This window comes from Mesorhizobium sp. M8A.F.Ca.ET.218.01.1.1 (genome assembly GCF_004791165.1).
GTDB lineage: Bacteria > Pseudomonadota > Alphaproteobacteria > Rhizobiales > Rhizobiaceae > Mesorhizobium.
Genome location: NZ_SRUZ01000004.1, coordinates 53,515 through 78,536, shown reverse-complemented (window position 1 = coordinate 78,536; position 25,022 = coordinate 53,515). Strand labels below are relative to the sequence as shown.

The following is a 25,022-nucleotide window of genomic DNA, read 5'->3' as shown; positions in this document are numbered from 1 at the left end:
CTCTGGAAAGTCGGGGCTTGCCCCCGCGCCGAAGGTGTAAGCGCCGCTGACAGAGTTCCGGCTGCGCGAGTCTCTCAGGCTTCAGACAGAGGGGCACGGACTGGTCGCCATCAGCGGCCGATTGCGTGCGACTCTGGAGACGACATGACGGGCGACGACAAACACCTTCCCCTCGAAGACATCCATACAGCCGCCGGTGCGCGCTTCGGCGCCTTTGCCGGCTGGTCGATGCCGTTGACCTATCCGGCCGGCGTCATGAAGGAGCATCTTCACACCCGCGAACATGTGGGGCTGTTCGACATCTCGCATATGAAGCTGTTCGAGGTCGGCGGGCCGGAAGCGGCTGCGCTGTTGAGCCGCGCTTGCCCGCTGGACGCCGGCACGCTCGAGATTTCGCAGTCCAAACTGACGTTCTTCCTGAATGAGGCAGGCGGCATTCTCGACGATCTGATCGTCACCCGACTTGGCGACGACCGCTTCATGGTCGTCGCCAATGCCGGCAACGCCATCGCCGATGAAAAGCATCTGCGCGCGCTGGCGGCTGATTTCGATGTGCAGGTCGAGCCGCTCGACCGTGTGTTCCTGGCCATCCAGGGCCCTGAAGCCTGGGCCGCCCTTTCCCGCGCAGGCATCGAGACCGGCTCGCTGCTGTTCATGCACGGCGTCGAGCCACGGAAAAACTGGTTCATGAGCCGGTCGGGCTATACCGGCGAGGACGGTTTCGAGATCGGCCTGCCGGAGGCGGACGCACGGGACCTGGTCGCCAAACTGCTCGAGGACGAGCGCGTGCTCTGGATCGGCCTTGCCGCGCGCGACAGCCTTCGGCTCGAAGCCGGCCTCTGCCTGCACGGCCAGGACATCACACCGGAGACCGACCCGGCCGCGGCGGCGCTGATGTGGGCAATCCCAAGGGATACCAGGGCTTCCGGCGCCTTTATCGGTGCCGACGCCTTGCGCGCCGCCGTGGAGCGGGGCCCGGCGCAAAAGCGCGTTGGGTTGAAGCCCGAAGGCCGCCAGCCGGTACGCGCGGGCGCGGCGCTATTCGACGCCGACGGCAACCCGGTCGGCCATGTCACCTCGGGCGGCTTCGGCCCGTCCGCCGGCCATCCCGTGGCCATGGGCTATGTCACCACATCGTTGGCAAAGACGGGAACGCGAGTTTTCGCCGATGTGCGCGGCACGAAGATCCCAGTCGAAATCAGTTCCCTGCCCTTCACCCCTCATCGCTACCGCAAAGGATGAATTCCATGGCAACAACCTATTTCACATCAGACCACGAATGGCTCCGCGTCGAAGGCGGCACCGCTACCGTCGGCATCACCGATTATGCGCAGGAGCAGCTCGGCGACCTCGTCTTCGTGGAACTGCCGGAAACGGGAAAGAAGCTCGCCAAGGGCGATACCGCCGTCGTGGTCGAATCCGTCAAGGCGGCCTCCGACGTCTACGCGCCGGTCGACGGTGAAGTCACCGAGGCCAACGGCACGCTGTCTTCCGACCCATCACTGGTCAATTCGGCGGCGACCGGCGCCGGCTGGCTATGGAAGATGAAGCTCGCCGACGAAAGCCAGCTCGCCAGCCTCATGGATGAGGCCGCCTACAAAGCCCATATCGCCTGACATCAGGAACTTGTTGACATGACCGCTGCCCCCTACCCGTTCTCGGCCCGCCACATCGGACCCAGCCTTGCCGACGTTCGAGCCATGCTCACCGTCATCGGTGTTCCCTCGGTGGAGACGCTGATCAGTCAGGCCGTGCCGAGATCGATCCGCCTCGACCAGCCGCTCGACCTGCCAGCGCCAGCCAGCGAAGCCGAAGCGCTTGCCGAATTGTCCGCGACCATGGCGAAGAACAAAGTGCTGAAGAGCTTCATCGGCGCCGGTTACCACGGTGTCCACGTGCCGCCGGTCATCCAGCGCAATCTGTTCGAGAATCCGGCCTGGTACACTGCCTACACGCCTTACCAGGCCGAGATCAGCCAGGGCCGGCTGGAAATGCTGTTCAACTTCCAGACGCTGGTCACGGAACTGACCGGCCTGCCGGTGGCGTCGGCTTCGTTGCTCGACGAGGCAACAGCAGTCGCCGAAGCGGTCGGCATTGCCCTGCGCCACCATCGCGACAGGCGCACCAAGGTGGCGCTCGCCGGCACGCCGCATCCGCAGACACTGGACGTGGTGCGCACCCGCGCCGAGCCGCTCGGCATCGAGATTGACGGCGAGGAGATCGACGACAACACCGCCGCCCTGCTCGTCTCATGGCCTGACACCTTCGGCGTCTATGGCGACCACAAGGCGGCGATCTCCAAGGCTCGCGCTGCCGGCGCGCTGGTCGTTTTCGTCGCCGATCCGCTTGGCCTGACGCTGACCGACGCGCCGGCAAAGCTCGGCGCCGACATTGCGGTCGGCCCGATGCAGCGCTTTGGCGTGCCGATGGGTTTTGGCGGCCCGCACGCCGCCTATTGCGCCGTCTCCGACAAGCTGACGCGCCTGATGCCCGGTCGCCTGGTCGGCCAGTCGACCGATAGCAAGGGCCGGCCGGGCTACCGCCTCGCCTTGCAGACGCGCGAACAGCATATCCGCCGCGACAAGGCGACCTCCAACATCTGCACCGCGCAGGCGCTGCTTGCCAATATGGCGACCGCCTACGCCATCTGGCATGGTCCGGTCGGCTTGCAGGCAATCGCCGGGCGCATCCACGCGCTGGCCAACCGCCTGGCAAGCGGCCTCGAGGCTGCGGGTGTATCGGTGCTCGGTTCCAGCCGTTTCGACACGGTGACGGTGGAGACCAAAGGCAAGGCCGCCCAGATCGCCGCCGCCGCCGAAAAGACCCACCGGCTGCTGCGTGTGCTCGACGCCGACCATGTCGGCATCAGTTTCGACGAAACCTCGACCAATGCCGATCTCGAGGCGATCGCAGCCCTGTTCGACGCCAAGGCTGCTTCTTCGGCCGACAGCACGGTGCCCGGCAAGCCGCGCGGCAAGGAGTTTTTGACCCAGCCGGTCTTCCACGAGAACAAGTCGGAAACCGAGATGATGCGCTTCCTGCGCCGGCTGGCCGACAAGGACCTGGCGCTCGACCGCGCCATGATCCCGCTGGGCTCCTGCACCATGAAGCTCAATGCCGCGGCGGAGATGATGCCGGTGAGCTGGCCGGAAATCGCCAACCTGCATCCCTTTGCGCCGGCAGCGCATTCGGCCGGCTACCGCGCCATGATCGGCGAGTTGGAAGGCTGGCTGGCGGAGATCACCGGCTTCGACGCCGTGACCTTGCAGCCCAATGCCGGCAGCCAGGGCGAATATGCCGGGCTGCTGGCCATCCGCGCCTATCACCGCTCGCGCGGTGAGGGCCATCGCACCGTCTGTCTGATCCCCTCTTCCGCGCATGGCACCAATCCGGCGAGTGCCGCGATGGCTGGCATGAGCGTCGTCGTCGTTCGCTGCCTGGAAGACGGCAACATCGACATGGACGATATGCGCGCCAAGGCCAATGAGCATTCCAGGAATCTCGCGGCGCTGATGTTCACCTACCCCTCCACGCATGGCGTCTACGAAGAAGGCGCGCGCCATCTCTGCGCGCTCATCCATGAGCATGGCGGCCAGGTCTATTTCGACGGCGCCAACCTCAACGCGCTGGTCGGACTTGCCCGTCCCGGCGACATCGGCGCCGACGTCTGCCACATGAACCTGCACAAGACCTTCTGCATCCCGCATGGCGGCGGCGGACCGGGCGTCGGTCCGATCGGCGTCAGGGCGCATCTGAAGCCCTATCTGCCCGGCCATGTCAGCGAAGGCTCGGCGCATGCCGTGGCGGCCGCCCCGTTCGGCAGCGCTTCCATCCTGCCGATCACCTGGATGTACATCCGCATGATGGGCGCTTCCGGCCTCAAGCAGGCGACCGAGACGGCGATCGTCTCGGCCAACTACGTGGCGACGCGGCTCGCCCCGCACTTCCCGCTGCTTTACAAGGGCAGGAGCGATCGTGTCGCCCATGAGTGCATCCTCGACACCCGCGTGCTCAAGGAGAGCGCCGGCATCGGTGTCGAGGACATCGCCAAGCGCCTGATCGACTATGGTTTCCACGCGCCGACCATGTCGTTCCCGGTCGCCGGCACGCTGATGGTCGAGCCGACCGAGTCCGAGCCCAAGCGCGAACTCGACCGTTTCTGCGAGGCCATGATCGCCATAGCCGGCGAAGCGGCGAAAGTGGCCAAAGGCGAATGGCCCTTGGCCGACAATCCGCTGGTCAACGCACCGCATACGTCAGCCGAGGCGCTGGCCGGTCAATGGACCCACCCTTACTCGCGCCTGGAAGCGGCCTATCCCGCCGGCGACGCCGACACCGCCGCAAAGTACTGGCCGCCGGTATCGCGCATCGACAATGTCGCCGGCGACCGCAACCTGGTCTGCTCCTGCCCGCCGCTGTCGGATTATCTGGGTGCTGCGGAATAGCTACGCGGAGCGCAAGGCCGGCTTGATCGGTTCGGCCTTGCCCATCCTATTGTGGCTGATGACGCAGTTTCGGCCGGCGCGCTTGGCCGCGTAGAGCGTGGAGTCGGCCCTGGCCAGCACCTCGTCGAGGGTGCTGCCGTCGGCCTCGCCGAACCCGATCCCGCCGCTGACCGTGCTGCGCAAGGGGCCGAGCGGCGTGGGCACGACTTCCGTGCCGAAAGCGACACCGATCTTGCTGGCAAGATCATAGGCCCGCTCTTCCGTCACCCGCGACATGACGATCGCGAACTCCTCGCCGCCCAGGCGAAAGGCGTCGACCCCGGTCCTGGCATATTTCCGGATGACGGCACCGAAACGGCACAGGACCTGATCCCCGACCGGGTGTCCATAGATGTCGTTCGTCCGTTTGAAGTGATCGAGATCGAACATGACGATCGCCATGAACGGGCCGAAGGTGCGCTCGCCATAAAGCGACGTCAGGCCCCGGCGGTTCATCAGCCCGGTCAGCGGATCGGTCATGGTCTCGGCCTTCAGCTCGATCTGCGCCTGCAAATGGTGGAGCGAAAGCGTCAAAGCGCCGAGGCCGGTCATACAGGCCACCGCCACGACAGAGTTGAGGCGTTCAGCCCAATTGTCGGGCGCGACACCGAGCGTCCACTGCCCTTTGGCCATCAGAACCACGCCGCAAAGGGCAAACGACAGCGCACAGGTGCCGCTCAGGAACGAAACCACCAGCAGGATGCGGCGATCGTGACTGCCATTGATCCAGAACATGGCCCCGATCGTCGAGAGCAGCACGGTAACCGTCGCGTAGGTGATCACGAAACCGATACCGTCAAGGCTCATGAAGGTCACGGCCGCACAGACGGCCATGGCGGCAAATGTCGGAGCAATCACACGCCTGTGGTCCGGCACACCGAGATATTGCATGGCCGAAATGCAGATGATCAGAAAACCCAGGCTGAGCAGCGCCAGCGCGATCTGGCAAAGCAGCGGATCGGGCTCCCTGGTATAGCGCCAAAACAGGATTACATGCGCGACGAGCACGAGAATGCCGCATGCCACCGTCAGCACGAATCCGGCCCGCGGCGCGGTGGCCCAGATCGCGAACATGGTCACACTGAGACAGATGCCCGACAGCGCGGCTGCGAGCAGGAGCGAACTGAAATCCAGCATATCGGGCGGGGGCCTCTCGAGCGTCGGCGGTTGCGCCGCATTCTAGGTCAGCGGCAGCCCTCGGACATGGTTTTCAGGCAATCTCTCGACCCAACCTGCGGATAGGGTTTACAAAGCGTCGATGCCACCTGTGCCGAAACCGCACCCCTGGCCGGCGCGCGGATCAACCGGCATCAGCCCTTGTTGAGCAAGGCGAGGTTGGCATCGACAACGGTGGGATCGGCCATGCCGGCCTTCGCCTCCAGCAGCAGTGCCCTGGCCTTCGTCTTGTTGCCGCGCAACAATTGCGAATAGCCCATATTGTTGACGATCCGCGGTTTGCGGCCGGCGACTTTCAAAAGCTGGCCATAAGCGCGGTCGGCGAAGTCGAAGCGGCCGAGTTCGTCATAGGAAGCCGCAAGCCCCATCCAGGCCTCCGCATTGTCGGCCTTCAATTCGACGGCCTTGCGGAAATGCTGTTCGGCAAGACCATAATTGGCGTCGCGAAACTGCGCCTTGCCTTCCGCCAGGTCGGATGTGTCGACATCCTTGGCAGTCGGCTGGATGGCGGTTGTCTTGGTCGTGTCGACGTTGGTGTTCGTCGTGCACCCGGTGATCATCAGGACGGTTGCCATCGTGGCCACCGCCGCAAATTTTATCTGACGCATGCCCTGCCCCGTCGCCCGATTTGCCGGGTCGTTCTTCAGGGAAAGACACTACAGCACAGCGATTAAGCTTCGGTGCCGAAATGCGGCTAACTTTTAGTGTCCCGAATACCGGCCATTAACCACGGGTCGCGACGCCCTCGATACCGCAGGGTTCTTACGGCTCCATGGCCCTGAGCTCGCCCGGAACCGGATAACGGCTGCCGTCATAGCGCAGCCGGTAGGTTCGGTTCACAGGTTTGCCGGGATGAGACTGGCACTCGCCATCCGTGTCGGGGGACGGCTCGTCGGTATCCGTCCGTTCGACCGCGGTGATGTCACGATAGCCGTGATGTCTCGCCGCGCCCATCGTCAGGCTGACCCGACTGGAATGAAAGGATCCCGCGCAATTGGTATCGCCTTCGCCACCATTACCGGCAACGACAAGGCCATCGAGCACCATGCGCAGTGCATCGCCGGCGACGGCATAGAGCCGCAGGTCGGTTTCGCTGAAGGGATTGGCCTGCGAATGATTGGCCATCTCGATACGCAGGCCAAAGGCGGTGACACCGGGCGCCAACCCATAGCGGCCGGTATCGAATTCGATCTTGCGGATAGCGATGGCATCGTCGGTTATCAGCCCGGGCTGGAGCAAGCGCTGGCGCACTTGCTTGCTGTTCCTGTCGACGACCAGAAGCTCGATATCGCCAACATGCCCGTCGTCCCTGGATTGGGCGCTGTCGGTCAGCGGCACCGCGACCAGCAGCAGATCGTCATGGGCGGGCCAGATCTTGCAGATCAGGCGGAATGGCGAATCGCTGTCCTGAGGCGCCAAGGCGATGCTGGTGTGGGGCTCGAGCGTGAATGAGGCGCCATCGGCGCTCTTGAGAGCCTTCGGATAGGCCTGCTGCACCAACGCGGCGGCATCGCCGCAATCGCCAGCCGCGGCCTGGGCGGGTGACAAGCCCGCCGCGGCGAGGCCCAGCAACAGGGGGGGGCAACAGTATTCGCATGGACTTCTCGCTGATTACGGACGTTACAGGTCCAGATTGCGTGCATGTCGCGCGAATCGGTCGCGACCGGCGCGCTTTAGTGACCCGTCATTTTGACGATGATGGGAATGACGGCGATCATCAGCACCACCGGCAGGATGCAGACCACGACCGGCACGGACATCTTTGCCGGCAAGGCGTGCGCCTTCTCCTCGGCCAGCGACATGCGCTTGTGGCGCATTTCATCTGAAAACACCCTGAGCGCGCCCGACAGGCTGGTGCCGAGTTCCTTCGACTGCTGCAGGAGCGTGGCGAAGGAGCGCACCTCGTCCAGGCTGAGGCGATCGGCGAGCGCCTTCAGCGCGTCGTCGAGGCTGCGTCCCGCCCGAAGCTCCAGCGACACGAGCTGCAAATTCTGGCTGAGCGACGGATAGGTCTTGGCGAGTTCTTTCGAAACGCGCTCGACGCCCGCTTCCATACTCATGCCGGCATCGGAGCAGACGATCATCAGGTCCATGAAATCGGGGAAGCCGTTGCGGTATTCGCGCATCTTTTCCCGAACCTTCTGGGTCAGCACCAGACCCGGCAAGAAATAGCCGGCAGCGCCCGACAGGATGATGAAGGTCCACCGGCTGGTCATGGTAGCGTCCGGGCTGGCCATCCACCGGTTGAGCACGAAGACGGCGAACGTCGTGCCGATCATTGCCGTGAACCGGATGAGGAAGAACATGCCAACGGCGCGCGGCTCCATGTAACCGGCCTGGATGAGCTTCAAACGCAGGCGGGCGACATTTTCCGGGTCGCTCTTGGCGTAGAATTCCTGCGCCCTCTTCACCGCCTTCTCGCGCACGACGCCGCTATTCTTCTTCTGCACCGGTTCGGGCTTGGCCGCCACCGGACCGTGGTCGACCTTGAGCCGGCGCTTGACTTCATTGCGGTCACCCTTCGCCGCCACCATCGGCCAGGCGACCGCGGCGACTCCGACGAGCAGCAAGAGGACCGCAACCGGCATCAGCGAGGCCGGCGCGAGCGAGGCGAGGAATTCGATGACGCTCTGCATGTCAGAACCTGAAGTTCGACATCTTGAACATGATCAGATTGCCCAGCATCAGCCAGGTAACCGAGCCGCCGATCATGTACCACGTCTTCGGCACGCCCCAGACGTCGCTGTAATATCCCGGCATCATGGCCATGATGGCGGTGAACAGCAGCGCCGGCACGGCAGTCAAAATGTAGGCCGACAGGCGGCCTTCGGTCGAAATCGCGCGCACCTTGCGGCGCAGCTTGCCGCGTTCGCGGATCGTCGTCGACAACCCATCGAGGATTTCGCGCAGATTGCCGCCCGAACTGGTCTGGATCGACACGGCGGTGACGAACAACGGCAGGTCCTCGTGGCCTACCCGGTCGAAAAGCGAGTTCAGCGCCGAGACCAGGTCGGAACCATAGGTGACTTCGTCGGCAATGACGCCGAATTCCGTACCGATCGGATCGGGCATCTCGCGCGACACCATGGCAATCGCCACCGGAACCGGATGACCGGCCTTGAGGCCCCGCGTGATCAGTTCCAGCGCCTCCGGCAACTGCATGCCGAAACGTTTCAGCCGGCGCTTGCGCATGGAGCGCATCGCCATGACCGGCAGCAGCGGCACCAGCATGACGAACAGAATGAGCCCCATCAACAACGGCAAGCCGCGCGAGATGGCGAACAGCGTCATGGCCATCGCCACGCCGCAGGTGATCGTCAGGAATTTCGACAGCGGCATCACCATGCCCGACTGCGTGCGCAAGGCACGGAACCGGTCCGGCGAGAACAGCGACGTTCCCGCGTCGAGACCGCGCTCCTTGCGCAGTTGGATCAGCACCTGCTCCTGGCTGATCTTGTTTTCCTGAAGTTTCATGCGCCGGTTGATGGCGGTGCGCTTGTCGCTGCGGCCGGCATAGAGCAGGTAGACCGCCTCGGCGACCATGATGCCGGTCAGTGCGGCCCCGGCATAGACGACATAGATCGCGCTGAACCCGTCGAACACCCCGGCTACTCCTGCGGCCGGCCGGGTTCGAAATAGCGTCCCGGAAAGTCGATGCCCATGGCGCGCAGGTCCTCGAGGAAGCGCGGCCGGATCCCGGTTGCCTCGAAGTAGCCGAGAATGCTGCCGTCGGCATCCATGCCGGTGCGCACGAAGCGGAAGATTTCCTGCATCTGGATGACATCACCCTCCATGCCGGTCACCTCGGCGACGCTCGTCACCTTGCGCTTGCCGTCGGAAAGCCGGGTCAATTGGACGATGATGTCGATGGCGCTGGCGATCTGGCTGCGGATCGACTGCACCGTCATCGGCATGCCGGTCATGCCCAGCATCTGCTCGAGGCGTGAAATGGCATCGCGAGGCGTGTTGGCATGGATGGTCGCCATCGACCCTTCATGGCCGGTGTTCATCGCCTGAAGCATGTCGAATGCCTCCTCGCCGCGGCACTCGCCGAGGATGACGCGGTCGGGACGCATGCGCAGCGCGTTCTTGACCAGGTCGCGCTGTTTGAGCTCGCCATGGCCTTCGATGTTGGCCGGGCGCGTTTCCATGCGCGCGACGTGCGGCTGCTGCAATTGAAGCTCCGCCGCGTCCTCGATGGTGATCAGCCGCTCGTCTTCCGGAATGAAGGCCGACAGCGCGTTGAGCATCGTCGTCTTGCCTGTGCCGGTGCCACCCGAAATGATCGTCGTCTTGCGGGCATGCACGGCCGCGGCCAGCACTTCGGCCATGTTCTGCGTGATGGCGCCGAATTCGACCAGCCTGTGCAGGCCAAGCTTGTTCTTGGAGAACTTGCGGATCGACACCAGCGGACCGTCGACGGCCACCGGGCGGATGGCTGCGTTGAAGCGCGAGCCGTCCAGCATGCGTGCGTCGACCATCGGCTGCGATTCGTCGACGCGGCGGCCGACGGCGGCCACGATCTTGTTGACGATTCTGAGCAGATGCGCCTCGTCCTTGAACGGGATGTGGACCTGCTGCAGCTTGCCTTTCTTTTCGACGAAACAGTTCTGGTGGCCGTTGATCAGGATATCGTTGATGTCGGGGTCCTTGAGCAACGGCTCGAGCGGGCCGAGGCCGACCATCTCGTCGACGATATCGTCGACCAGCGCGTCGAGTTCGGCGGTATTGATCGCCATCCGCTCCTGGCGGGTTTTTTCCGATACGAAATCATGCACTTGCCGGCGCATCTCGTCCTTGGGCAAGCGCTCCAGCGCGACGAGGTTGATCTCCTCGAGCAGCATCCGATGGATGCGCACCCGGGCATCGAGCACCTTGTTGGCATTCTTTGCCGGTGCCGCTTCCGGTTTCGCCGGCAAAGCCTTTCGGCTGGTCGGGATAACGACGGCATGATGCGCGACCGGTGTCGATTCCGCCGGTCGCTGCGGGCGGGCGTCGCGATTCTGCAGGGTGGAAAAACGGCTGGTCATCCAGCTTTCCTTTTCAACAGGCCCCTGCCGAAACCGAATAGCGACTTCGACTTGCTCGCGGTCGCCACCGACTCTTCCGGAAGGATGATCTTCTTCAGGTCGTTGACGACATTGGCGTTGGGATCGATCTCGTGCAGCGGCACGCCGCGGTCGACCGCCTCGCGCACCAGCCGGTAGTTGTTGGCGATGCCGCCGACAAAATGCTCGCCAAGGATTTCCTGGACATCCGCCTGCTTGATGCCGTTGTCGAACATCTTCTGCTCGAAACGGTTGACGATCACGTTCGGCTTCACTTCCTTGCCGGCGGTCTCATAGACGGCCTGGATCAGCCGCTGCGTATGGCGCAGGCACGGCACCGTCATTTCAGCAACGATGTAGAGCTTGTTGGAACCGAGCAGCACCGTTTCCGTCCACGGAAACCAGGTGCGCGGCATGTCGATGACGACATTGTCGAAATAGGCCGAGACGAGGTCCAGCATGCGCACCACGACATCGGTCTTGAACGAGCGCATTTCGGCCGGATGGGTCGGCGCCGCCAGCACGCAAAGTCCGCTGGCGTGCTTGGACAGCATCACATCGAGCAGCTGCCGGTCGAGGCGCTCGGGTTGGTTCTCGATTTCGGTGATGTCGAAACGCGGCTCCAGATCGAGATATTCGGCGCAGGCACCTTGCTGGAAATTGAGGTCGACCACACAGGTCGAGGCGCCGCGCGTCACCGAATGATGCAGCTGGAACGCGGTCTGCAGCGCCAGTGTCGTGGTGCCGACGCCGCCGGCGGCGGGCATGAAGGTGTAGATTTGCGACTCGGTGTTTTCCTCGCGGCCGGGTCCCTGCAACGCTCGCACGACCGAACGCACGAGGTCGGCCGTGGTGATCGGCTTGACCAGGAAGTCGGCGACCTTGAGTTGGACCAGGATGCGGACAGCGGCGGCGTTGAACTCCTGCGTGACCACGACCACCGGTGCCTTGCCCTCGAGCCGGCGCATCACACGTTGCAGTGACTCGATTTCTTCCAGCTTCGCCGCATCCATATCGACGATAACGACGCCGAACTCGGCCTCCTGAACCTCGCCGCGCAGTTCGGTGACGTTCTTCTCGACCGTCATGAGCTGGATGATCTCGGAGGCGGCAAAGGCCGTCTTCGTGTCCTGCGCGAAGGTCCGGTCTGTCGATACGAGCAGGATCTTCTTGGTGCTGTTTGCCATTCTTGCCGCCTATGAGGTCGATCGCCGTCTGGATCAGTTGCCGGTGGTCGTTTGCGCTGCCTTGGCACCGGCCGCCTGATCGGGCGTGGCGGCCCCGGCATCGCCACGCTTGGCAGGCACGAGAAGCCTCGTGTTCTGGACGCCGTACTTCCACGGGTCGACCATCTGCATGACGGTGTTGGCGGCCTGCGCCTCACCGGCGGCTGTCGTCACGCCTTCGCTGCGCACATAGTCGTCGCTGGTACAGCCGCTTGCCAAACCGGCAAGAAGCAGTGCGATGCTCGATCTCAGGACCAGACGCATGGCTTCAGTCCTTCGGCAGGTCGAGGAAATGGCCGACTTTGGTCGCGGAAGCGCCCCGCGCAGCGCTGCCGTCAGCCAGCGCCAGCGCACGGTTGGTGTCCGGCGCCTTCACTTCCTCGGTGTTGTTGAGGAAATAGTCGACATTGCTGGCGGGCTGTGTGCCATCGGTCGGCTCAGCCATTTTCTTCGACGGATCGACCGGCTTGACCAGATAGGGCGTGACGATGATGACCAGGTCGGTCTCGCGCCGCTGATAGGATTTCGACGAGAACAGCGACCCCAGCACCGGCATCTTGCCGAGACCGGGTATGCGAGACGTGATGATGTCGTTCTGGGACTGCAGCAGCCCGGCGATCATGAAGCTCTGGCCGTTCTTCAGGTCGACCGAAGTCTTGGCGCGGCGCACGATGAACCCCGGCACCGAAATGTTGCCGATATTGTACGATGCCGACGCATCGATCGAGGAGACTTCCGGCGCGATGTCGAGGCTGACCAATCCGTCCTTCAGCACGGTCGGCGTAAAGTCCAGGCTGACGCCGTAGTTCTTGTAGCTGACGGAGATATTGCCATTGTCTTCGGAAACCGGGATGGGAAATTCGCCGCCGGCGAGAAAGCTCGCCGTTTCGCCGGAGCGAGCAATCAGGTTCGGTTCGGCCAACCTTCGGGCAAGGCCGCGCTCCTCCAGCGCCTTGATGGCGATATCGATCGAGACGCCATTGGACAGCAGCCGGCCGATGATCTCGCCGGTGCCGGCCGCCGGGACCGGGCCTGGATTGATAGAGACGTCGCGACCGCCGAAGCCGTAAGCGAAATTGGCGCTGTATTTCGCGCCCAGATCCTGCCCGGCCTGGCGATTGATCTCGACGAAGCGGACATTGAGCTGGACCTGCTGCGACGAGGAGATATTGACCGAATTGATCACCTCCTCATTGCCGGAGAAGCGGGTGGCGATCTTGTTTGCCTTTTCGGCGGCGACCGCGTCATCCGCCTCGCCCGAAAGCACCACGCGTCCATTGGCCGAGCCGACCTTGATCTTGGCGTCCGGCACGCTGGCGCGGATGGTGCTCGCCAATTGGTCGGTGTCGAGCGTCACTTCGATGTCGATGGTGCCGACGAGTTGCTTGTTCTCGTCGAACAGCGCAATGCCGGTGGTGCCGAGATTGTTGCCCAGCACATAGAAGGATTTGTCGGTCAGCGGATTGACGTTGGCGATCTCCGGATCGCCGATGACGATCTGGTAGAAGGCCGCGCTCGTCATGATCGTCTTGGGCTTGCCCTTGGCGACCTTGATCGACGCATTCCTGGTCGACGAGACATGGACGATGTCGTTGTCCGCGTTGGCCGCGCCGACGAAGGCGAGCATGCCGCTCGCGGCCAGTGAAGCCGCCATCGCCAAGGCGCGCACCAAACGCAACCGATCCGTCATTCGATATAGGGTATGCATCGCCATTATCCCGTCCCGCCCGGTCCCCACCGGTCTTTACTTCTGATCCCGCGAAGGAACCTTGTATTCCTCGGCCTGCGTGCCGCGTGTCACGATGACCGTCTTGAACTTCGGCTTCTCCGGCTCCTTTGCGACGGCATCGAACAGGGAGCCGGCCGCCGCCTGGGCCTTGGAAGCCACAGATCCGCCGAAGGAAGAGATGGTGGTGACGCCGTTCTTGCCGTCGCCGCCTTCGCTGGCGGAGCGCAGCGAAAGCGACAGCGTGCCGACGGTGCGGGCCAGCGCCACTTTCTGCGCGCCGTCGCTCGTCACCTCGATGGTCACGGAATTGGCCACCTGCGGCGTCGTCTGGCGCTCGTCGGCGCCCTGCCCGACGCTCAGCACCTTGGCGTCGGCAACGACGATTTCCGAGGTGATGGTCGAACCGGCCGCGCCTTGCGCGTTCTTGGCGACTTCCTGGATTTCGCCGGCATCGCGGGTCAGCACGACATCGACCCGGTCGCCCGGCGTGACGAAGCCGCCGACGCCGGCGATCTCGTCGGTGCGGATGGTGACCGCCCGCATTCCGGGCGTCAGCATATTGGACAGCGTCGCGCGGCCGTTCGGTCCGGACAGCTTGGTGAGCAGCACCGGCTCGTTGACCTCGATCGGCGACAGCACGACCCGGCCACCTTCGCCGAGCAACCCGTCGATGGTCGCAAAGGCGCCCTGCGGCAGGGAATCCTGCGGCCACGGGATTTCGCTGAGTTTGGTGCGATCGAGCTCCATGCCATAACGCAATGGCGCGGTCGCCACCACGATCGTCTTGAATTCGATCCTGGGTGAGGCCGGAGCGGCGATCGAGGCCGTCTTTTCCTGGGCATCGGCCTGGGCCTGGCTCTTGACCCAGAAATCCGCGGCAAAGATCGAGATCGCGCCGAAAACGGCGGCGATGCCGATCATCGTTATGGCCTTGCCCCTCACACCTAAACCCCTGACGCCTGCAGTTTCTTGTTATGTTGGGCTCACGCTAGTCGGCATTGTTAAAGAATCAGGAATCTTGTGCGGTGGCATTCGACCTATTTCCGCCCGCTTGGTTATCGAATGGTTTTAGGGTAAGAAGGGCTAAATCCCCGAACGTAACAGGAACCTCCGTCGCTTGGCGCCGAAAAGCGTGGCAGTATCGACGGGTGATTCGCAGCACCGGACCCTTATGGTTGGCATGGACGACAACAACGATCTCTTCGGCAACATCGACAAGCAGCCGCAGCCGGTTCGCGCGCCGGCGCGCCCAGCGGATCCGCTGGTGCAAGCGGCCGCCAGGCGCCCGGCCGCGGCCAAGGATGGCAGCGAGGGTTACAGCGCCGCCGACATCGAGGTGCTCGAAGGCCTGGAGCCGGTGCGCCGCCGGCCTGGCATGTATATCGGCGGTACCGACGACAAGGCGATGCACCATTTGTTCGCCGAGGTCATCGACAATTCGATGGACGAAGCGGTTGCCGGCCACGCCACCTTCATCGATGTCGAGCTTTCGGCCGACGGCTATCTCACCGTCACCGACAATGGCCGCGGCATCCCGGTCGATCCGCATCCGAAATTCAAGAAGCCGGCGCTCGAAGTGATCATGACGACGCTGCATTCGGGCGGCAAGTTCGATTCCAAGGTCTACGAGACCTCCGGTGGCCTGCACGGCGTCGGCGTTTCCGTCGTCAACGCCCTGTCGGACCATCTCGAGGTCGAAGTCGCGCGCGGCCGCCAGCTTTATCGCCAACGGTTTTCACGCGGCATTCCGGTAAGCGGTCTGGAGCACCTCGGCGAGGTGCACAACCGCCGCGGCACCAGGACGCGTTTCCATCCCGACGAGCAGATCTTCGGCAAGGGTGCGGCCTTCGAGCCGGCACGGCTCTACCGCATGACGCGCTCCAAGGCCTATCTGTTCGGCGGCGTCGAAATCCGCTGGACCTGCGATCCTTCCCTCATCAAGGAAAAGGATCAGACGCCGGCCAAGGCGGAATTCCATTTTCCCGGCGGCCTCAAGGATTATCTGAAAGCGTCGCTAGGCGACGAATTCCAGGTGACGCGCGAAATCTTCGCCGGCAAGAGCGACAGGCAAGGCGGCCATGGCTCGCTCGAGTGGGCGGTGACCTGGTTCGGCGGCGACGGCTTCATCAATTCCTACTGCAACACCATTCCGACCGGTGAAGGCGGCACGCACGAGGCCGGCTTCCGCAATGTCCTGACGCGCGGCCTGCGGGCCTATGCCGACCTCGTCGGCAACAAGCGCGCCTCGATCGTCACGTCGGAAGACGTCATGATCTCGGCCGCCGGCATGCTGTCGGTGTTCATCCGCGAGCCGGAATTCGTCGGCCAGACCAAGGACAGGCTGGCGACGATCGAAGCGATACGCATCGTCGAGACCGCGATACGCGACCCGTTCGACCATTGGCTGGCAGACAATCCGCAAGAAGCCTCGAAACTGCTCGACTGGGTGATCGCGCGCGCTGACGAACGGGTGCGCCGCCGCCAGGAAAAAGAGGTGTCGCGCAAGAGTGCGGTGCGCAAGCTGCGCTTGCCGGGCAAGCTCGCCGACTGCACGCAGAACGCGGCGGCAGGTGCCGAACTCTTCATCGTCGAAGGCGATTCCGCCGGCGGCTCCGCCAAGCAAGCGCGCGACCGTGCCAGCCAGGCCGTCTTGCCGCTGCGCGGAAAAATCCTCAACGTCGCCAGCGCCGGCAATGACAAGCTGGCCGCCAACCAGCAGATATCGGACCTGATCCAGGCGCTTGGCTGCGGCACGCGGTCAAAGTATCGCGACGAGGATTTGCGCTACGACCGCGTGATCATCATGACCGACGCCGATGTCGACGGCGCCCACATTGCTTCGCTGCTGATCACCTTTTTCTACCAGGAGATGCCGGCGCTGGTACGCGGCGGCCATCTCTATCTGGCGGTGCCGCCGCTTTACTCGATCAGGCAAGGCGGCAAGGTCGCCTATGCCCGCGACGACGCCCACAAGGACGAGCTTCTGCGCACCGAATTCACCGGGCGCGGCAAGGTCGAGCTCGGCCGCTTCAAGGGCCTGGGCGAAATGATGGCCTCGCAGCTCAAGGAGACCACCATGGACCCCAGGAAGCGCACGCTGCTCAGGGTCGACGTGATCGACGCCGAGGCGGCGACCAAGGATGCGGTCGATGCACTGATGGGCACCAAGCCCGAAGCCCGCTTCCGCTTCATCCAGGAACGCGCCGAATTCGCCGAGACGGAAGTGCTGGATATCTAGCCGCTGGCGAGTTTAGCTTGCGTCCCTGACATGGAGACCGGCATGTGACCTGGGCGCGGCTGAAAACCTATTTCGAGACGAGCCTGGCCGGCCTGACGCAACCGACGCGATCGGACTGGATCTTTGCCCTGCGCACCGTTTCGGCTGGCATGATCGCGCTTCTCGCCGCCTATGCGCTGAAGCTCGACCATCCGCAATGGGCGATGATGACGGTGTTCATCGTCGCCCAGCCGGTTGCCGGCATGGTGCTGGCGAAAGGCTTCTACCGGCTGCTCGGCACGCTTGCCGGGGGTGTCGCGGCAATCGGCATCACCACGGCGTTCGGCACCGGCCCCTGGATTCTGGTGACGGTGCTTGCCGTCTGGATAGGCATCTGCACCTTCGTCTCGTCGCTGCTGCGCAATCCCGAAGCCTATGGCGCCGCCCTTGCCGGCTACACCGCCATGATCATCGGCCTGCCCGCTTTCGGGCAACCGCATCTGGTCGTTGACCTAGCGGTCGCGCGTTGTGCCGAGATCGTGCTCGGCATCGTCTGCGCCGGCCTCACCAGCCGGCTGATCCTGCCCAAACTGGCCAGCGACGCCATCATCTCGCGGCTGAAACGCTGCATTCTCGACCTCGCCACTTACGCCGGCGGAGCGTTTTCCGGCGGGGATCGGGCAACGCTGATCGGCCTGCACCGGAAGCTTGTCGCCGACACCCAGACGCTTGGCGAGATGCGCGCCTATGCCAGGCTCGAAGCGCCGAGTTTCGCACCGCGCGCGCATCCGGTGCGACGCACGATCGGACAACTGCTCTCGGCTCTTTCGGCGGCGCGCGCGCTCTATTCGCATGCCGCTCCGAAAAACGCGGCCCTCATCCCGGTGCGCTCGGAGCTGCAAGCCCTTGTAGGCGAACTGGCAACCAAGCCGGGAGCGCTGGACGATACCTCGCCCTGGTTGGCGCGGCTCGACGCGATCTCAACCAAGGCCCGGCAAATGCCCGATGCCTCGGTCGATCAGGGTGAGGACAGGGTCGGAACCATCACCCGCCTCACCATAGCGGCCGATTTCGCCGAGGCGCTGAAACAGGTGCTTCGTGGCCTGGACGCGCTGCGCGCGCCGGTGACCCGCCGACCAGGTCCTGGCAGCCAGCAGCCGGCCCTGGTGGTGCATCGCGACTATCCCGGTGCCGCACGCAACGCCATCCGCGCGGCCGTTGCCACGCTGTTGGTCGCGGCTTTCTGGCTGACGACGAAGTGGTCGGAGGCGGCCGGCACCGTCATCCTGGTTGCCGTCGTGTCGAGCCTGTTTGCCGCTCGCCCCGATCCCGTGCAGGTATCATGGGGTTTCTTCAAGGGAACGCTGCTCGCTTTGCCGTTCGCCTTTCTCGTCGGCCAGATCGCGCTTCCCGCCCTGCCCGGCTTCGGGTGGTTCATGCTGTTCGTGGTGCCCATCATGGTGCCGGCGGCACTCGCCATGGCCAATCCGCGCTATGTCGGCGTGGCGACGGCCTTCGCCATCAATTTCCTGGCTTTCCTCAGCCCGCATCAGGCGATGACCTATGATCCCGGCCCCTTCTTCGCCGGCTCGGCATCGATCCTGGTCGGCATCCTGCTGGCGATCGGCGTCTTCATCGTCGTGTTGCCGGCGGATCCGTGGCTCGCGGCCGACCGCATCGTACGGGCCATGCGCGAGGATCTGGCGCGGCTTTGCCTGCATGAGCGCGTGCCGAGACGTTCGGCTTTCGAGAGCCTCGCTTATGACCGGGTCAACCAGTTGATGCCGTTGGTGCAGAATTCCGGCGGGAAGGGCGAGGCTGTGCTGGGCGGCGGGGTCGCCTCGGTCACGGTCGGCCTGGAAATCCTGCGGCTGCGCAGTGCCAGCCAAAACCACGCCATCCCATCGGAAACGGCGCTTTCAATCGCCAACTTCCTGAGGGGATTGGCGCGCGAGCTGCTTTTCCGTGCCCCTGGCGATCCGCAAACAGCGACCGTCGCTGTTGCCCGGCAGTACGCGGCGGCCATCGCCCAGCGAAACGCCACCGGCGACATGCTGCAAATCGCGGCGTCCCTGCGCATCATCGCCGCGGCGATGGAGGATTTCCCGGATTTCTTCGCGAGGGATAAAACCTAGGCTGCGGCGATCGCCAGCGCGTGGCCGCGCGCGTTCTCGCGCAGGGCATCGAGATGGATCGACTTGACCAGAGCGGCAAGATCGCCTTCGGCGGATTGCCCGCCCAACTCCTTGAGCATCAGCCAGCTGACCTCCTGAACGCCGGCGACGCGCTTGCCGTTGGCAACCTCACGCCAGATCTTCAGCGCGCGCAGGATGACCGCATGCGTGGCGGCAGCCAGGCCGGCACTGCGGAACAACGCCTGCAGGGCCACGTCGTGCCCGCTGGCCAGCAGCGCCCTCACCCGTGGCTCGGACTGCTGGCTGAGCGCGACCAGCGCCGAGCCGAAGAAATCGACCTTGCCGTGCGCGATAGTGCGGATCAGGAAGCTCGCGGTCAGATCGCCACGCAGCCTGAGATGCTCGATCAACGCCGCATGCTCTTCCTGGCGCGTGCCTTCGATCAGCGTCACCGAGGCCTTGACGCAGGCCTCCCGCATGACGCGTTCTGCACGCGCGGCTCCCATCAACGCCATGACCAGCGGCGATGTCTTCAATGTCTCGCCAAGCTTGATGAGCAGCATGTGCCGGCAGTCGGCGGGCAGCCTGATATCCGATATCAGCGCCTCGCGCACCAAAGGCAGATGCCCATGGCGCTCCGCCATGCGGCGGAAACTCATCGAAGCGATGGCGGCACCGGTGTTGGCGAGAAGCACGGCGCAGGCCTCCGCCTCGCCGATCTCGGCGATGGCCGCCGACAGCGCCATCGAGACGAGCGGCCGATCGGCGATCAGTTTCTGCGTTGCCTTCTGGCTCGCCGCCACGCGGTTGATCAGATCGGCGTCGGTGAGCAGTGGCGAGCGCGCCAGCACGACACCGGCGACTTCCGGCTGGTCGGCGGCAAGCACGCTTATGATCTGCAGCGGCGCGTGGTGGCTCATCGAGAGCGCTTCCGCCATCGCCAGGCGCACCTTCGACGAGGCGTCGTCGAGCAGCAGCGTCAGCGCCGCTTCGGCGGCGCAGCGGTCCTCGAACGGCAATTCGGAATTGACATAGGCCCGGGCCAGCGCATTGGCCGCGGCGGCGCGCTCCGACACCCTGGCCGTGTAGATCCATTTCAGAAAATGCGAAACAACAACCATGCCCGTCTGCTTACGCCCCTAGCCGGAAGGTTTCCGGCCCCGTGAGGACGGTAGGCAGAAATGGTTTACGAACGGTTCACCATGTTCATTAACTGGCTTGCGAGCGCTGGATGCAGCGCCTATCAACCGTCAGACAGCGCAGGAGACGGAAATGGCCGGGCTATATCTCGAGGAGTTTGTTGTCGGCCATGTCTTCCAGCACACGCTGCGCAAGACCGTCACCGAGAGCGACAACATGCTGTTTTCGGTGATGACGCTGAACCCGCAGCCGCTGCATATCGACTTCGATTTCGCCGCCAAGAGCGAATGGGGCAAGCCGCTGGTCAACTCGCTGTTCACGCTCGGCCTGATGATCGGCATCTCGGTCAACGACATCACGGTCGGCACCACGGTCGCCAATCTCGGCATGAAGGAAACCGTGTTTCCGCACCCGGTCTTCCATGGCGACACCATCCGTGTCGAAACATCGGTCGTCTCGGTGCGCGAGTCCAAGTCGAAGCCCGACCGTGGCATCGTCGAATTCGAGCACCGCGCCTACAACCAGCATGGCGATCTGGTCGCCAAATGCACCAGGCAAGCGATGATGCTGAAGAAGGCGGCCTGATGCGCTCGCTGCTGTTCGTTCCCGGCGATTCCGAGCGGAAGCTGGAAAAGGGATTCGGCGCCGGCGCCGACGTGGTCATCGTCGATCTCGAGGATTCCGTGGCGCCGCGGAACAAGGCGCAGGCGCGCGAGATAGCGGCGCGCTTCATCCTCGAACGCAGGGGGCAAACCAACCCGGCGATCTATGTCAGGGTCAATGACCTCTCGACCGGGCTGACGGACGATGATCTTGCCAAGCTCGTTCCGGCAAGGCCGGACGGCATCATGCTGCCAAAATCGAACAGCGGCCAGGATGTGCAGCAGCTCGCGGCCAAGCTCCGGGTCCGCGAGGCCGAGAACGATCTGCCCGACGGTTCGATAAAAATCCTGCCAATCATCACCGAAACTCCGGCGGGCCTGCTGGCGGCCGCGACCTATGCCGGCGCAAGCGTGCGGCTTGCCGGCCTGACCTGGGGCGCGGAAGACCTGTCGGCCGCGGTCGGCGCGCGTGCGGCCCGCGACGAGCGCGGCCACTACACCGACCTCTTCCGTCACGCCCGCCTGACAACCATCCTCGCGGCCGGGGCCGCGGAGGTCGCCGCGATCGACACCGTGTTTCCGAATTTTCGCGACATGGCGGCCTTCGCCGTGGAATGCACCGAGGCCGAACGCGACGGCTTCACCGGCAAGATGGCGATCCACCCGGATCAGGTGCCCGTCATCAACACCGCCTTCACGCCCTCGGCCGCGGCGGTGAAACAGTCGGCGGCCATCGTTGCGGCGTTCGAGGCAGCGGGAAATCCCGGCGTCGTCGGCATCGACGGCAAGATGTTCGACCGCCCGCATCTGCGGCTGGCCGAACGCCTACTGGCGCGCGCAAGGGCGGCCGGTATACACGTCTGACAGCTACTTTTGTTCCCAGCGCGGTCGGCGCATCGAAAAGACCTCGTCGACGCTGGCATAGTCCATATAGCCGAGACGAGCGACATTGCCGGCCTTGGTGATGTCGAACAGGCCATCCTTCAGGAAGGCATCGTCGATGTGCACGCCGATCACTTCACCTGCGACGACGACGGCGCTCGTCGGCGATCCGTCGAGCGCCTTTGGGCGAAACACTTCCGTCACCCGGCATTCGAGCGCCGCGGGTGCCGCCGCCACGCGCGGCGGCCTGACGAGACGCGACGGCGCCATGGCGAGATCGGCATAGACGAACTCGTTGACCCCGCGCGGCGCGGCGACGGACGTGTAGTTCATCTTCTCCGCAAGGTCGCGGCTGACCAGATTGGCGACGAACTCGCCGGTTTCCTGCGCGAACGAGGCGCTGTCCTTCTCGCCCTCGGAGGAAAACCAGACGATGAAAGGCCGGGTCGAGACGGCGTTGAAGAAGGAGTATGGCGCGAGATTGACCTCGCCGGCCTTGTTCAGCGTCGATATCCAGCCAATCGGACGCGGCGCCACGATCGCCTTCGACGGATCATGCGGCAGGCCATGCCCCTTGGACGGCTCGTAGAACATTCAGCCCGCCCAAGGTCCGGTATAGTCCGCATAGAGTTTTGCCGGATCGGGCCGTGGCCGCTCCGGCGCCTGGCCCGCATAAGAGCCGATATGGATGAAACCAACGACGCGCTCCTGCGGCGCCAGTCCGAGGATCGCCCTGCCCTCCGGCACGTCGGAATACCAGTTGCTGATCATGTTGGTGCCGTAGCCAAGCGCATTGGCAGATATCATCAGATTCAGCGCCGCCATGCCTCCGGACAGGAACATCTCCCATTGCGGGATTTTCGGGTTCTCCCTGGGAATTGATACGACACCGATCACCAGCGGCGCGCGCGAGAACCGCGCCAGTTCCTGGTTGCGGCGGCCTTCTGTCAACGGTCCTTCACGTTGTTCAGCCAGCGCCGCCAGTTGTCTGCCGATCTCGATGCGGGCCTCGCCGCGATAGAGGATGAAGCGCCAGGGTTCGAGCCGTCCATGGTCGGGCACGCGTGTGGCGGCGGCAATCATCGTGGCGATATCGGCGTCGCTGGGCGCAGGCTCCTTGAGATCGGGAATCGGCGCTGAATTTCGGGTCAGCAGGAAGTCGATGATCGGCGACGCCATGGGCGCAAGTCTCCTGGACATTCTGTTTTGAGCTGAAGCGCACCATCGGGAATTCGGGCGGCTCGGGCAAAGGCGCGCTAGCGCCGGGCTGAAGAGTCACGGATCGGACTCTTAAGCCTTGAAATTGCCACCGCCATGGGCTTCAACGCAAGGCATGTTTGAGGGGCGACTGCGTCTTTTCCTGGTCCGGCTCTGCGCCGCGCTGTTCCTGCTGCCGGTCTCCATGGCTGTCGCGCAGGAAAAGGATGGCGTTGGCGACCTGAAACTTCCCGGAATTTCGAGCTATGCGACGCCCAAGAGCGGGACCCCGCTGGCGCTTGGCGGCGGTGGCGCCATCACCCTGTCGGCCCAGTTGACCGACAAGGGCACCGACATCACCCGCGGTCTCGTCTGGCGCGTCTTCAAGCCTGAAGCCGTCAACGGCAAATTGCCGATGGTCGCCTCCGCGCATGGCGGCAGCGCCGTCTTTCAGCTCGAACCCGGCAGCTATCTGGTCCACGCCTCTTATGGCCGCGCCGGCGCCACCAAACGCATCACCGTCGGCAAGGAAGCCAAGCGAGAAAGCCTGGTGCTCGATGCCGGCGGCCTGAAGCTCGACGCGGTCCTGTCCGGCGGCGTGCGCATTCCGCCGAAAAAACTGCGCTTCTCGATCTATGAGGGCACCGCCGAGGCCAATGGCGACCGCGCACTGATCATTCCCGATGTCGAACCCAATAGCGTCGTGCGACTCAATGCCGGCATCTACCACGTCGTCTCAACCTACGGCGCGGTCAATGCCGTCATCCGCTCCGACATCCGCGTCGAGGCCGGCAAGCTGACCGAAGCCACCGTCGAGCATCACGCGGCCGAAATCACGATGAAGCTGGTGCGCGAAGCGGGTGGCGAAGCGATCGCCGACACATCCTGGTCACTGCTCAACGAATCCGGCGATCCGATCAAGGAAACCGTCGGCGCTTTCGCCTCGATGGTGCTTGCGGAAGGCGACTACACCATCATCGCCAAGAACCGCGACCGGATCTATCAGAAGGATTTCACGGTCGTGGGCGGGCAGAACCAGGAAATCGAGGTTCTCGCCACCGAAGCAGCGGCCATGGATCCGGAAGAAGGCGCGGACTAAAGCAATTCCAGCAAAGGTGCGAAGCGGTTTGGCGTCCGGAATTGCGTAAAAGCAAAGAGACGGCGCATTGGAGGCGATCTCGTTTTCGCCGGAGATACTCCTTTAGGCCGCCAGTTTCGTTCGAGCCGGCAGGAAAGGAATGCGCCGACGCGGCAGCTCTGGCGCCAGGTCGAACACGCCGCGATAAAGGCGATCGAGCAACGCTTTGCGGTCGCGCAAAGGCTCCAGTTCGCTCCAGCTGAGTACATCGCCGACGCGCACCTCGATCGCCTTGCCGGACAACCGCGCGAATTCACGGATGAGCAGCGAGGTGCGCAAGGTCAGCGAGGCCTTGCCGACGAATTTGGCCACACGCCCGTCGCGCTCGGCCATGTTCATCGGCCCGCTGACCAGATGGAAAAGCCTGCCGTTCTGCCCGGAGAAATGCATGGGAATGACCGATGCCTTGGCTTCCTGGACGAGACGGGCCGGAAACATCTTCCATGGCAGGTCGCGCGCGCGGCCAAAACCCTTTGGCGCGGTGGCGACGCCGCCGGCCGGAAACACCACGATCGTGACACCTTCCTTGAGCAGCCGCACCGCTTCATGGCGCACCGCCATGTTGTTCTTCACCGCTTCCTTGGTCTCGGAAAAGTCGATTGGCAGCGAATAGGGCCCCATCTCGCGAATCCTGAGCAGATCCTTGTGGATCATCACTCGAAAAGGTCGCCCGAGTTGCTCTGCCAGTGACAGCACGGCGATGCCGTCGCCAATGCCGAAGGGATGGTTGGCAATGATCACCAGCGGCGTGTCGGGCAATTGCGCGGGCGGCCATTGGTCGGGCGTTCGCACGCCTACATCGATGAGGTCCAGCATGCGGCTGAACACACGCTCACCGGTCGGCACAACCTGATGGCGCCAGAATTCATAGAGCGCTGCGAACCGGTCGCGGCCCGAAAGGCCTTCCACCGAATGAATGAACCAGCGCGCCAGAGCCGGCTGGTGCGGGTTGGCATAGGAAAGCTCGGGAAATGGTCGTTCGCGCGATTTCAGCTTGAGCATAGCGTTTCGGTACAACATCGCCGTGACAGGGATATGAAAATGGCGG

General features: G+C 63.9%; 22 protein-coding genes. 8 read left to right on the top strand and 14 right to left on the bottom strand.

Annotation, left to right across the window (positions count from 1 at the left end; translation table 11 throughout):
- Nucleotides 1-144: 144 nt before the first annotated feature.
- The 3 genes from gcvT to gcvP are packed head-to-tail and all read left to right on the top strand — an operon-like array spanning nucleotide 145 to nucleotide 4,445.
- Nucleotides 145-1,242, top strand: coding sequence for a glycine cleavage system aminomethyltransferase GcvT (gcvT, locus tag EN861_RS16415; protein ID WP_127277661.1), 1,098 nt, complete (start codon nucleotides 145-147; stop codon nucleotides 1,240-1,242).
- Nucleotides 1,243-1,247: 5 nt separating this feature from the next.
- Nucleotides 1,248-1,616 carry a glycine cleavage system protein GcvH gene (gene gcvH / locus EN861_RS16410; RefSeq protein ID WP_127277662.1) on the top strand — a complete coding sequence of 123 codons (369 nt, stop codon included), beginning with the start codon at nucleotides 1,248-1,250 and terminating at the stop codon, nucleotides 1,614-1,616.
- Between the two features lie 18 nt (nucleotides 1,617-1,634).
- Nucleotides 1,635-4,445, top strand: coding sequence for an aminomethyl-transferring glycine dehydrogenase (gene gcvP, locus EN861_RS16405; protein WP_127872614.1), 2,811 nt, complete (start codon nucleotides 1,635-1,637; stop codon nucleotides 4,443-4,445).
- On the opposite strand, the gene EN861_RS16400 is transcribed toward gcvP, so the two are convergent.
- From EN861_RS16400 to cpaB, 10 genes are all read right to left on the bottom strand, one after another.
- Complete coding sequence (locus EN861_RS16400; protein WP_135864368.1) at nucleotides 4,446-5,621, bottom strand: GGDEF domain-containing protein; 1,176 nt, start codon at nucleotides 5,619-5,621, stop codon at nucleotides 4,446-4,448.
- A 173-nt stretch (nucleotides 5,622-5,794) separates the two neighbouring features.
- Nucleotides 5,795-6,268 (bottom strand): hypothetical protein, encoded by a 474-nt coding sequence (locus tag EN861_RS16395; RefSeq protein ID WP_127279842.1) that lies wholly within the window; start codon nucleotides 6,266-6,268, stop codon nucleotides 5,795-5,797.
- A 154-nt stretch (nucleotides 6,269-6,422) separates the two neighbouring features.
- Nucleotides 6,423-7,208 (bottom strand): hypothetical protein, encoded by a 786-nt coding sequence (locus EN861_RS16390; RefSeq protein WP_245511796.1) that lies wholly within the window; start codon nucleotides 7,206-7,208, stop codon nucleotides 6,423-6,425.
- 125 nt (nucleotides 7,209-7,333) lie between these two features.
- On the bottom strand, nucleotides 7,334-8,296 hold the full coding sequence (locus EN861_RS16385; RefSeq protein WP_127279841.1) for a type II secretion system F family protein: 963 nt from the start codon (nucleotides 8,294-8,296) through the stop codon (nucleotides 7,334-7,336).
- Nucleotide 8,297: 1 nt separating this feature from the next.
- A complete protein-coding gene (locus EN861_RS16380; protein WP_127872617.1) occupies nucleotides 8,298-9,263 on the bottom strand; it encodes a type II secretion system F family protein in 966 nt (321 codons plus the stop codon).
- A 5-nt stretch (nucleotides 9,264-9,268) separates the two neighbouring features.
- A complete protein-coding gene (locus EN861_RS16375; protein WP_127872618.1) occupies nucleotides 9,269-10,690 on the bottom strand; it encodes a CpaF family protein in 1,422 nt (473 codons plus the stop codon).
- Entirely contained in the window at nucleotides 10,687-11,895 is a 1,209-nt protein-coding gene (locus tag EN861_RS16370) for a response regulator (protein ID WP_127280813.1), read from the bottom strand. Before EN861_RS16370 ends, EN861_RS16375 begins: the two co-directional genes overlap by 4 nt.
- A 33-nt stretch (nucleotides 11,896-11,928) precedes the next feature.
- The gene (locus EN861_RS16365) at nucleotides 11,929-12,198 is read right to left on the bottom strand and encodes a hypothetical protein (protein WP_127280814.1); all 270 of its coding nucleotides are present in this window, start codon (nucleotides 12,196-12,198) and stop codon (nucleotides 11,929-11,931) included.
- 4 nt (nucleotides 12,199-12,202) lie between these two features.
- Nucleotides 12,203-13,588, bottom strand: a complete 1,386-nt coding sequence (locus tag EN861_RS16360) for a type II and III secretion system protein family protein (protein ID WP_245512062.1) — start codon at nucleotides 13,586-13,588, stop codon at nucleotides 12,203-12,205.
- 90 nt (nucleotides 13,589-13,678) lie between these two features.
- Nucleotides 13,679-14,605 (bottom strand): Flp pilus assembly protein CpaB, encoded by a 927-nt coding sequence (cpaB, locus tag EN861_RS16355; protein WP_245511795.1) that lies wholly within the window; start codon nucleotides 14,603-14,605, stop codon nucleotides 13,679-13,681.
- Nucleotides 14,606-14,843: 238 nt separating this feature from the next.
- Here cpaB and parE point away from each other — a divergent pair, with 238 nt between their 5' ends.
- Together parE and EN861_RS16345 are read left to right on the top strand one after the other, a co-directional pair.
- The gene (gene parE / locus EN861_RS16350; RefSeq protein WP_127872620.1) at nucleotides 14,844-16,901 is read left to right on the top strand and encodes a DNA topoisomerase IV subunit B; all 2,058 of its coding nucleotides are present in this window, start codon (nucleotides 14,844-14,846) and stop codon (nucleotides 16,899-16,901) included.
- Nucleotides 16,902-16,945: 44 nt separating this feature from the next.
- Nucleotides 16,946-19,015 carry an FUSC family protein gene (locus EN861_RS16345; protein ID WP_135864363.1) on the top strand — a complete coding sequence of 690 codons (2,070 nt, stop codon included), beginning with the start codon at nucleotides 16,946-16,948 and terminating at the stop codon, nucleotides 19,013-19,015.
- On the opposite strand, the gene EN861_RS16340 is transcribed toward EN861_RS16345, so the two are convergent.
- Complete coding sequence (locus EN861_RS16340) at nucleotides 19,012-20,136, bottom strand: DUF2336 domain-containing protein (RefSeq protein WP_127872622.1); 1,125 nt, start codon at nucleotides 20,134-20,136, stop codon at nucleotides 19,012-19,014. The genes EN861_RS16345 and EN861_RS16340 overlap by 4 nt on opposite strands.
- A 151-nt stretch (nucleotides 20,137-20,287) precedes the next feature.
- Here EN861_RS16340 and EN861_RS16335 point away from each other — a divergent pair, with 151 nt between their 5' ends.
- Both EN861_RS16335 and EN861_RS16330 read left to right on the top strand, forming a co-directional pair.
- Nucleotides 20,288-20,740: a MaoC family dehydratase gene (locus EN861_RS16335; protein WP_056572267.1), complete on the top strand. Its 453-nt coding sequence runs from the start codon at nucleotides 20,288-20,290 to the stop codon at nucleotides 20,738-20,740.
- Complete coding sequence (locus EN861_RS16330) at nucleotides 20,740-21,621, top strand: CoA ester lyase (protein WP_135864361.1); 882 nt, start codon at nucleotides 20,740-20,742, stop codon at nucleotides 21,619-21,621. The genes EN861_RS16335 and EN861_RS16330 overlap by 1 nt, the downstream gene beginning before the upstream one ends.
- Nucleotides 21,622-21,624: 3 nt before the next feature.
- On the opposite strand, the gene EN861_RS16325 is transcribed toward EN861_RS16330, so the two are convergent.
- Nucleotides 21,625-22,233 (bottom strand): flavin reductase family protein, encoded by a 609-nt coding sequence (locus EN861_RS16325; RefSeq protein WP_127277448.1) that lies wholly within the window; start codon nucleotides 22,231-22,233, stop codon nucleotides 21,625-21,627.
- A complete protein-coding gene (locus EN861_RS16320; protein ID WP_127872623.1) occupies nucleotides 22,234-22,818 on the bottom strand; it encodes a nitroreductase in 585 nt (194 codons plus the stop codon).
- Nucleotides 22,819-22,972: 154 nt separating this feature from the next.
- Here EN861_RS16320 and EN861_RS16315 point away from each other — a divergent pair, with 154 nt between their 5' ends.
- Nucleotides 22,973-23,935 carry a hypothetical protein gene (locus tag EN861_RS16315; RefSeq protein ID WP_127277443.1) on the top strand — a complete coding sequence of 321 codons (963 nt, stop codon included), beginning with the start codon at nucleotides 22,973-22,975 and terminating at the stop codon, nucleotides 23,933-23,935.
- A gap of 102 nt (nucleotides 23,936-24,037) precedes the next feature.
- Here EN861_RS16315 and EN861_RS16310 read toward each other — a convergent pair whose 3' ends face one another.
- Nucleotides 24,038-24,976 carry a GNAT family N-acetyltransferase gene (locus tag EN861_RS16310; protein ID WP_135864359.1) on the bottom strand — a complete coding sequence of 313 codons (939 nt, stop codon included), beginning with the start codon at nucleotides 24,974-24,976 and terminating at the stop codon, nucleotides 24,038-24,040.
- Nucleotides 24,977-25,022 lie beyond the last annotated feature (46 nt).

What these genes read in the sequence shown, in the direction of transcription:
- EN861_RS16320 (WP_127872623.1), bottom strand. Translation starts at nt 22,818, where the DNA reads ATGGCGTCGCCGATCATCGACTTCCTGCTGACCCGAAATTCAGCGCCG.
- parE (WP_127872620.1), top strand. Translation starts at nt 14,844, where the DNA reads ATGGACGACAACAACGATCTCTTCGGCAACATCGACAAGCAGCCGCAG.
- EN861_RS16330 (WP_135864361.1), top strand. Translation starts at nt 20,740, where the DNA reads ATGCGCTCGCTGCTGTTCGTTCCCGGCGATTCCGAGCGGAAGCTGGAA.
- EN861_RS16315 (WP_127277443.1), top strand. Translation starts at nt 22,973, where the DNA reads ATGTTTGAGGGGCGACTGCGTCTTTTCCTGGTCCGGCTCTGCGCCGCG.
- EN861_RS16375 (WP_127872618.1), bottom strand. Translation starts at nt 10,690, where the DNA reads ATGACCAGCCGTTTTTCCACCCTGCAGAATCGCGACGCCCGCCCGCAG.
- EN861_RS16395 (WP_127279842.1), bottom strand. Translation starts at nt 6,268, where the DNA reads ATGCGTCAGATAAAATTTGCGGCGGTGGCCACGATGGCAACCGTCCTG.
- EN861_RS16385 (WP_127279841.1), bottom strand. Translation starts at nt 8,296, where the DNA reads ATGCAGAGCGTCATCGAATTCCTCGCCTCGCTCGCGCCGGCCTCGCTG.
- EN861_RS16400 (WP_135864368.1), bottom strand. Translation starts at nt 5,621, where the DNA reads ATGCTGGATTTCAGTTCGCTCCTGCTCGCAGCCGCGCTGTCGGGCATC.
- EN861_RS16370 (WP_127280813.1), bottom strand. Translation starts at nt 11,895, where the DNA reads ATGGCAAACAGCACCAAGAAGATCCTGCTCGTATCGACAGACCGGACC.
- gcvP (WP_127872614.1), top strand. Translation starts at nt 1,635, where the DNA reads ATGACCGCTGCCCCCTACCCGTTCTCGGCCCGCCACATCGGACCCAGC.
- gcvH (WP_127277662.1), top strand. Translation starts at nt 1,248, where the DNA reads ATGGCAACAACCTATTTCACATCAGACCACGAATGGCTCCGCGTCGAA.
- EN861_RS16360 (WP_245512062.1), bottom strand. Translation starts at nt 13,588, where the DNA reads ATGGCGGCTTCACTGGCCGCGAGCGGCATGCTCGCCTTCGTCGGCGCG.
- EN861_RS16365 (WP_127280814.1), bottom strand. Translation starts at nt 12,198, where the DNA reads ATGCGTCTGGTCCTGAGATCGAGCATCGCACTGCTTCTTGCCGGTTTG.
- EN861_RS16340 (WP_127872622.1), bottom strand. Translation starts at nt 20,136, where the DNA reads ATGGTTGTTGTTTCGCATTTTCTGAAATGGATCTACACGGCCAGGGTG.
- EN861_RS16335 (WP_056572267.1), top strand. Translation starts at nt 20,288, where the DNA reads ATGGCCGGGCTATATCTCGAGGAGTTTGTTGTCGGCCATGTCTTCCAG.
- EN861_RS16325 (WP_127277448.1), bottom strand. Translation starts at nt 22,233, where the DNA reads ATGTTCTACGAGCCGTCCAAGGGGCATGGCCTGCCGCATGATCCGTCG.
- gcvT (WP_127277661.1), top strand. Translation starts at nt 145, where the DNA reads ATGACGGGCGACGACAAACACCTTCCCCTCGAAGACATCCATACAGCC.
- EN861_RS16310 (WP_135864359.1), bottom strand. Translation starts at nt 24,976, where the DNA reads ATGCTCAAGCTGAAATCGCGCGAACGACCATTTCCCGAGCTTTCCTAT.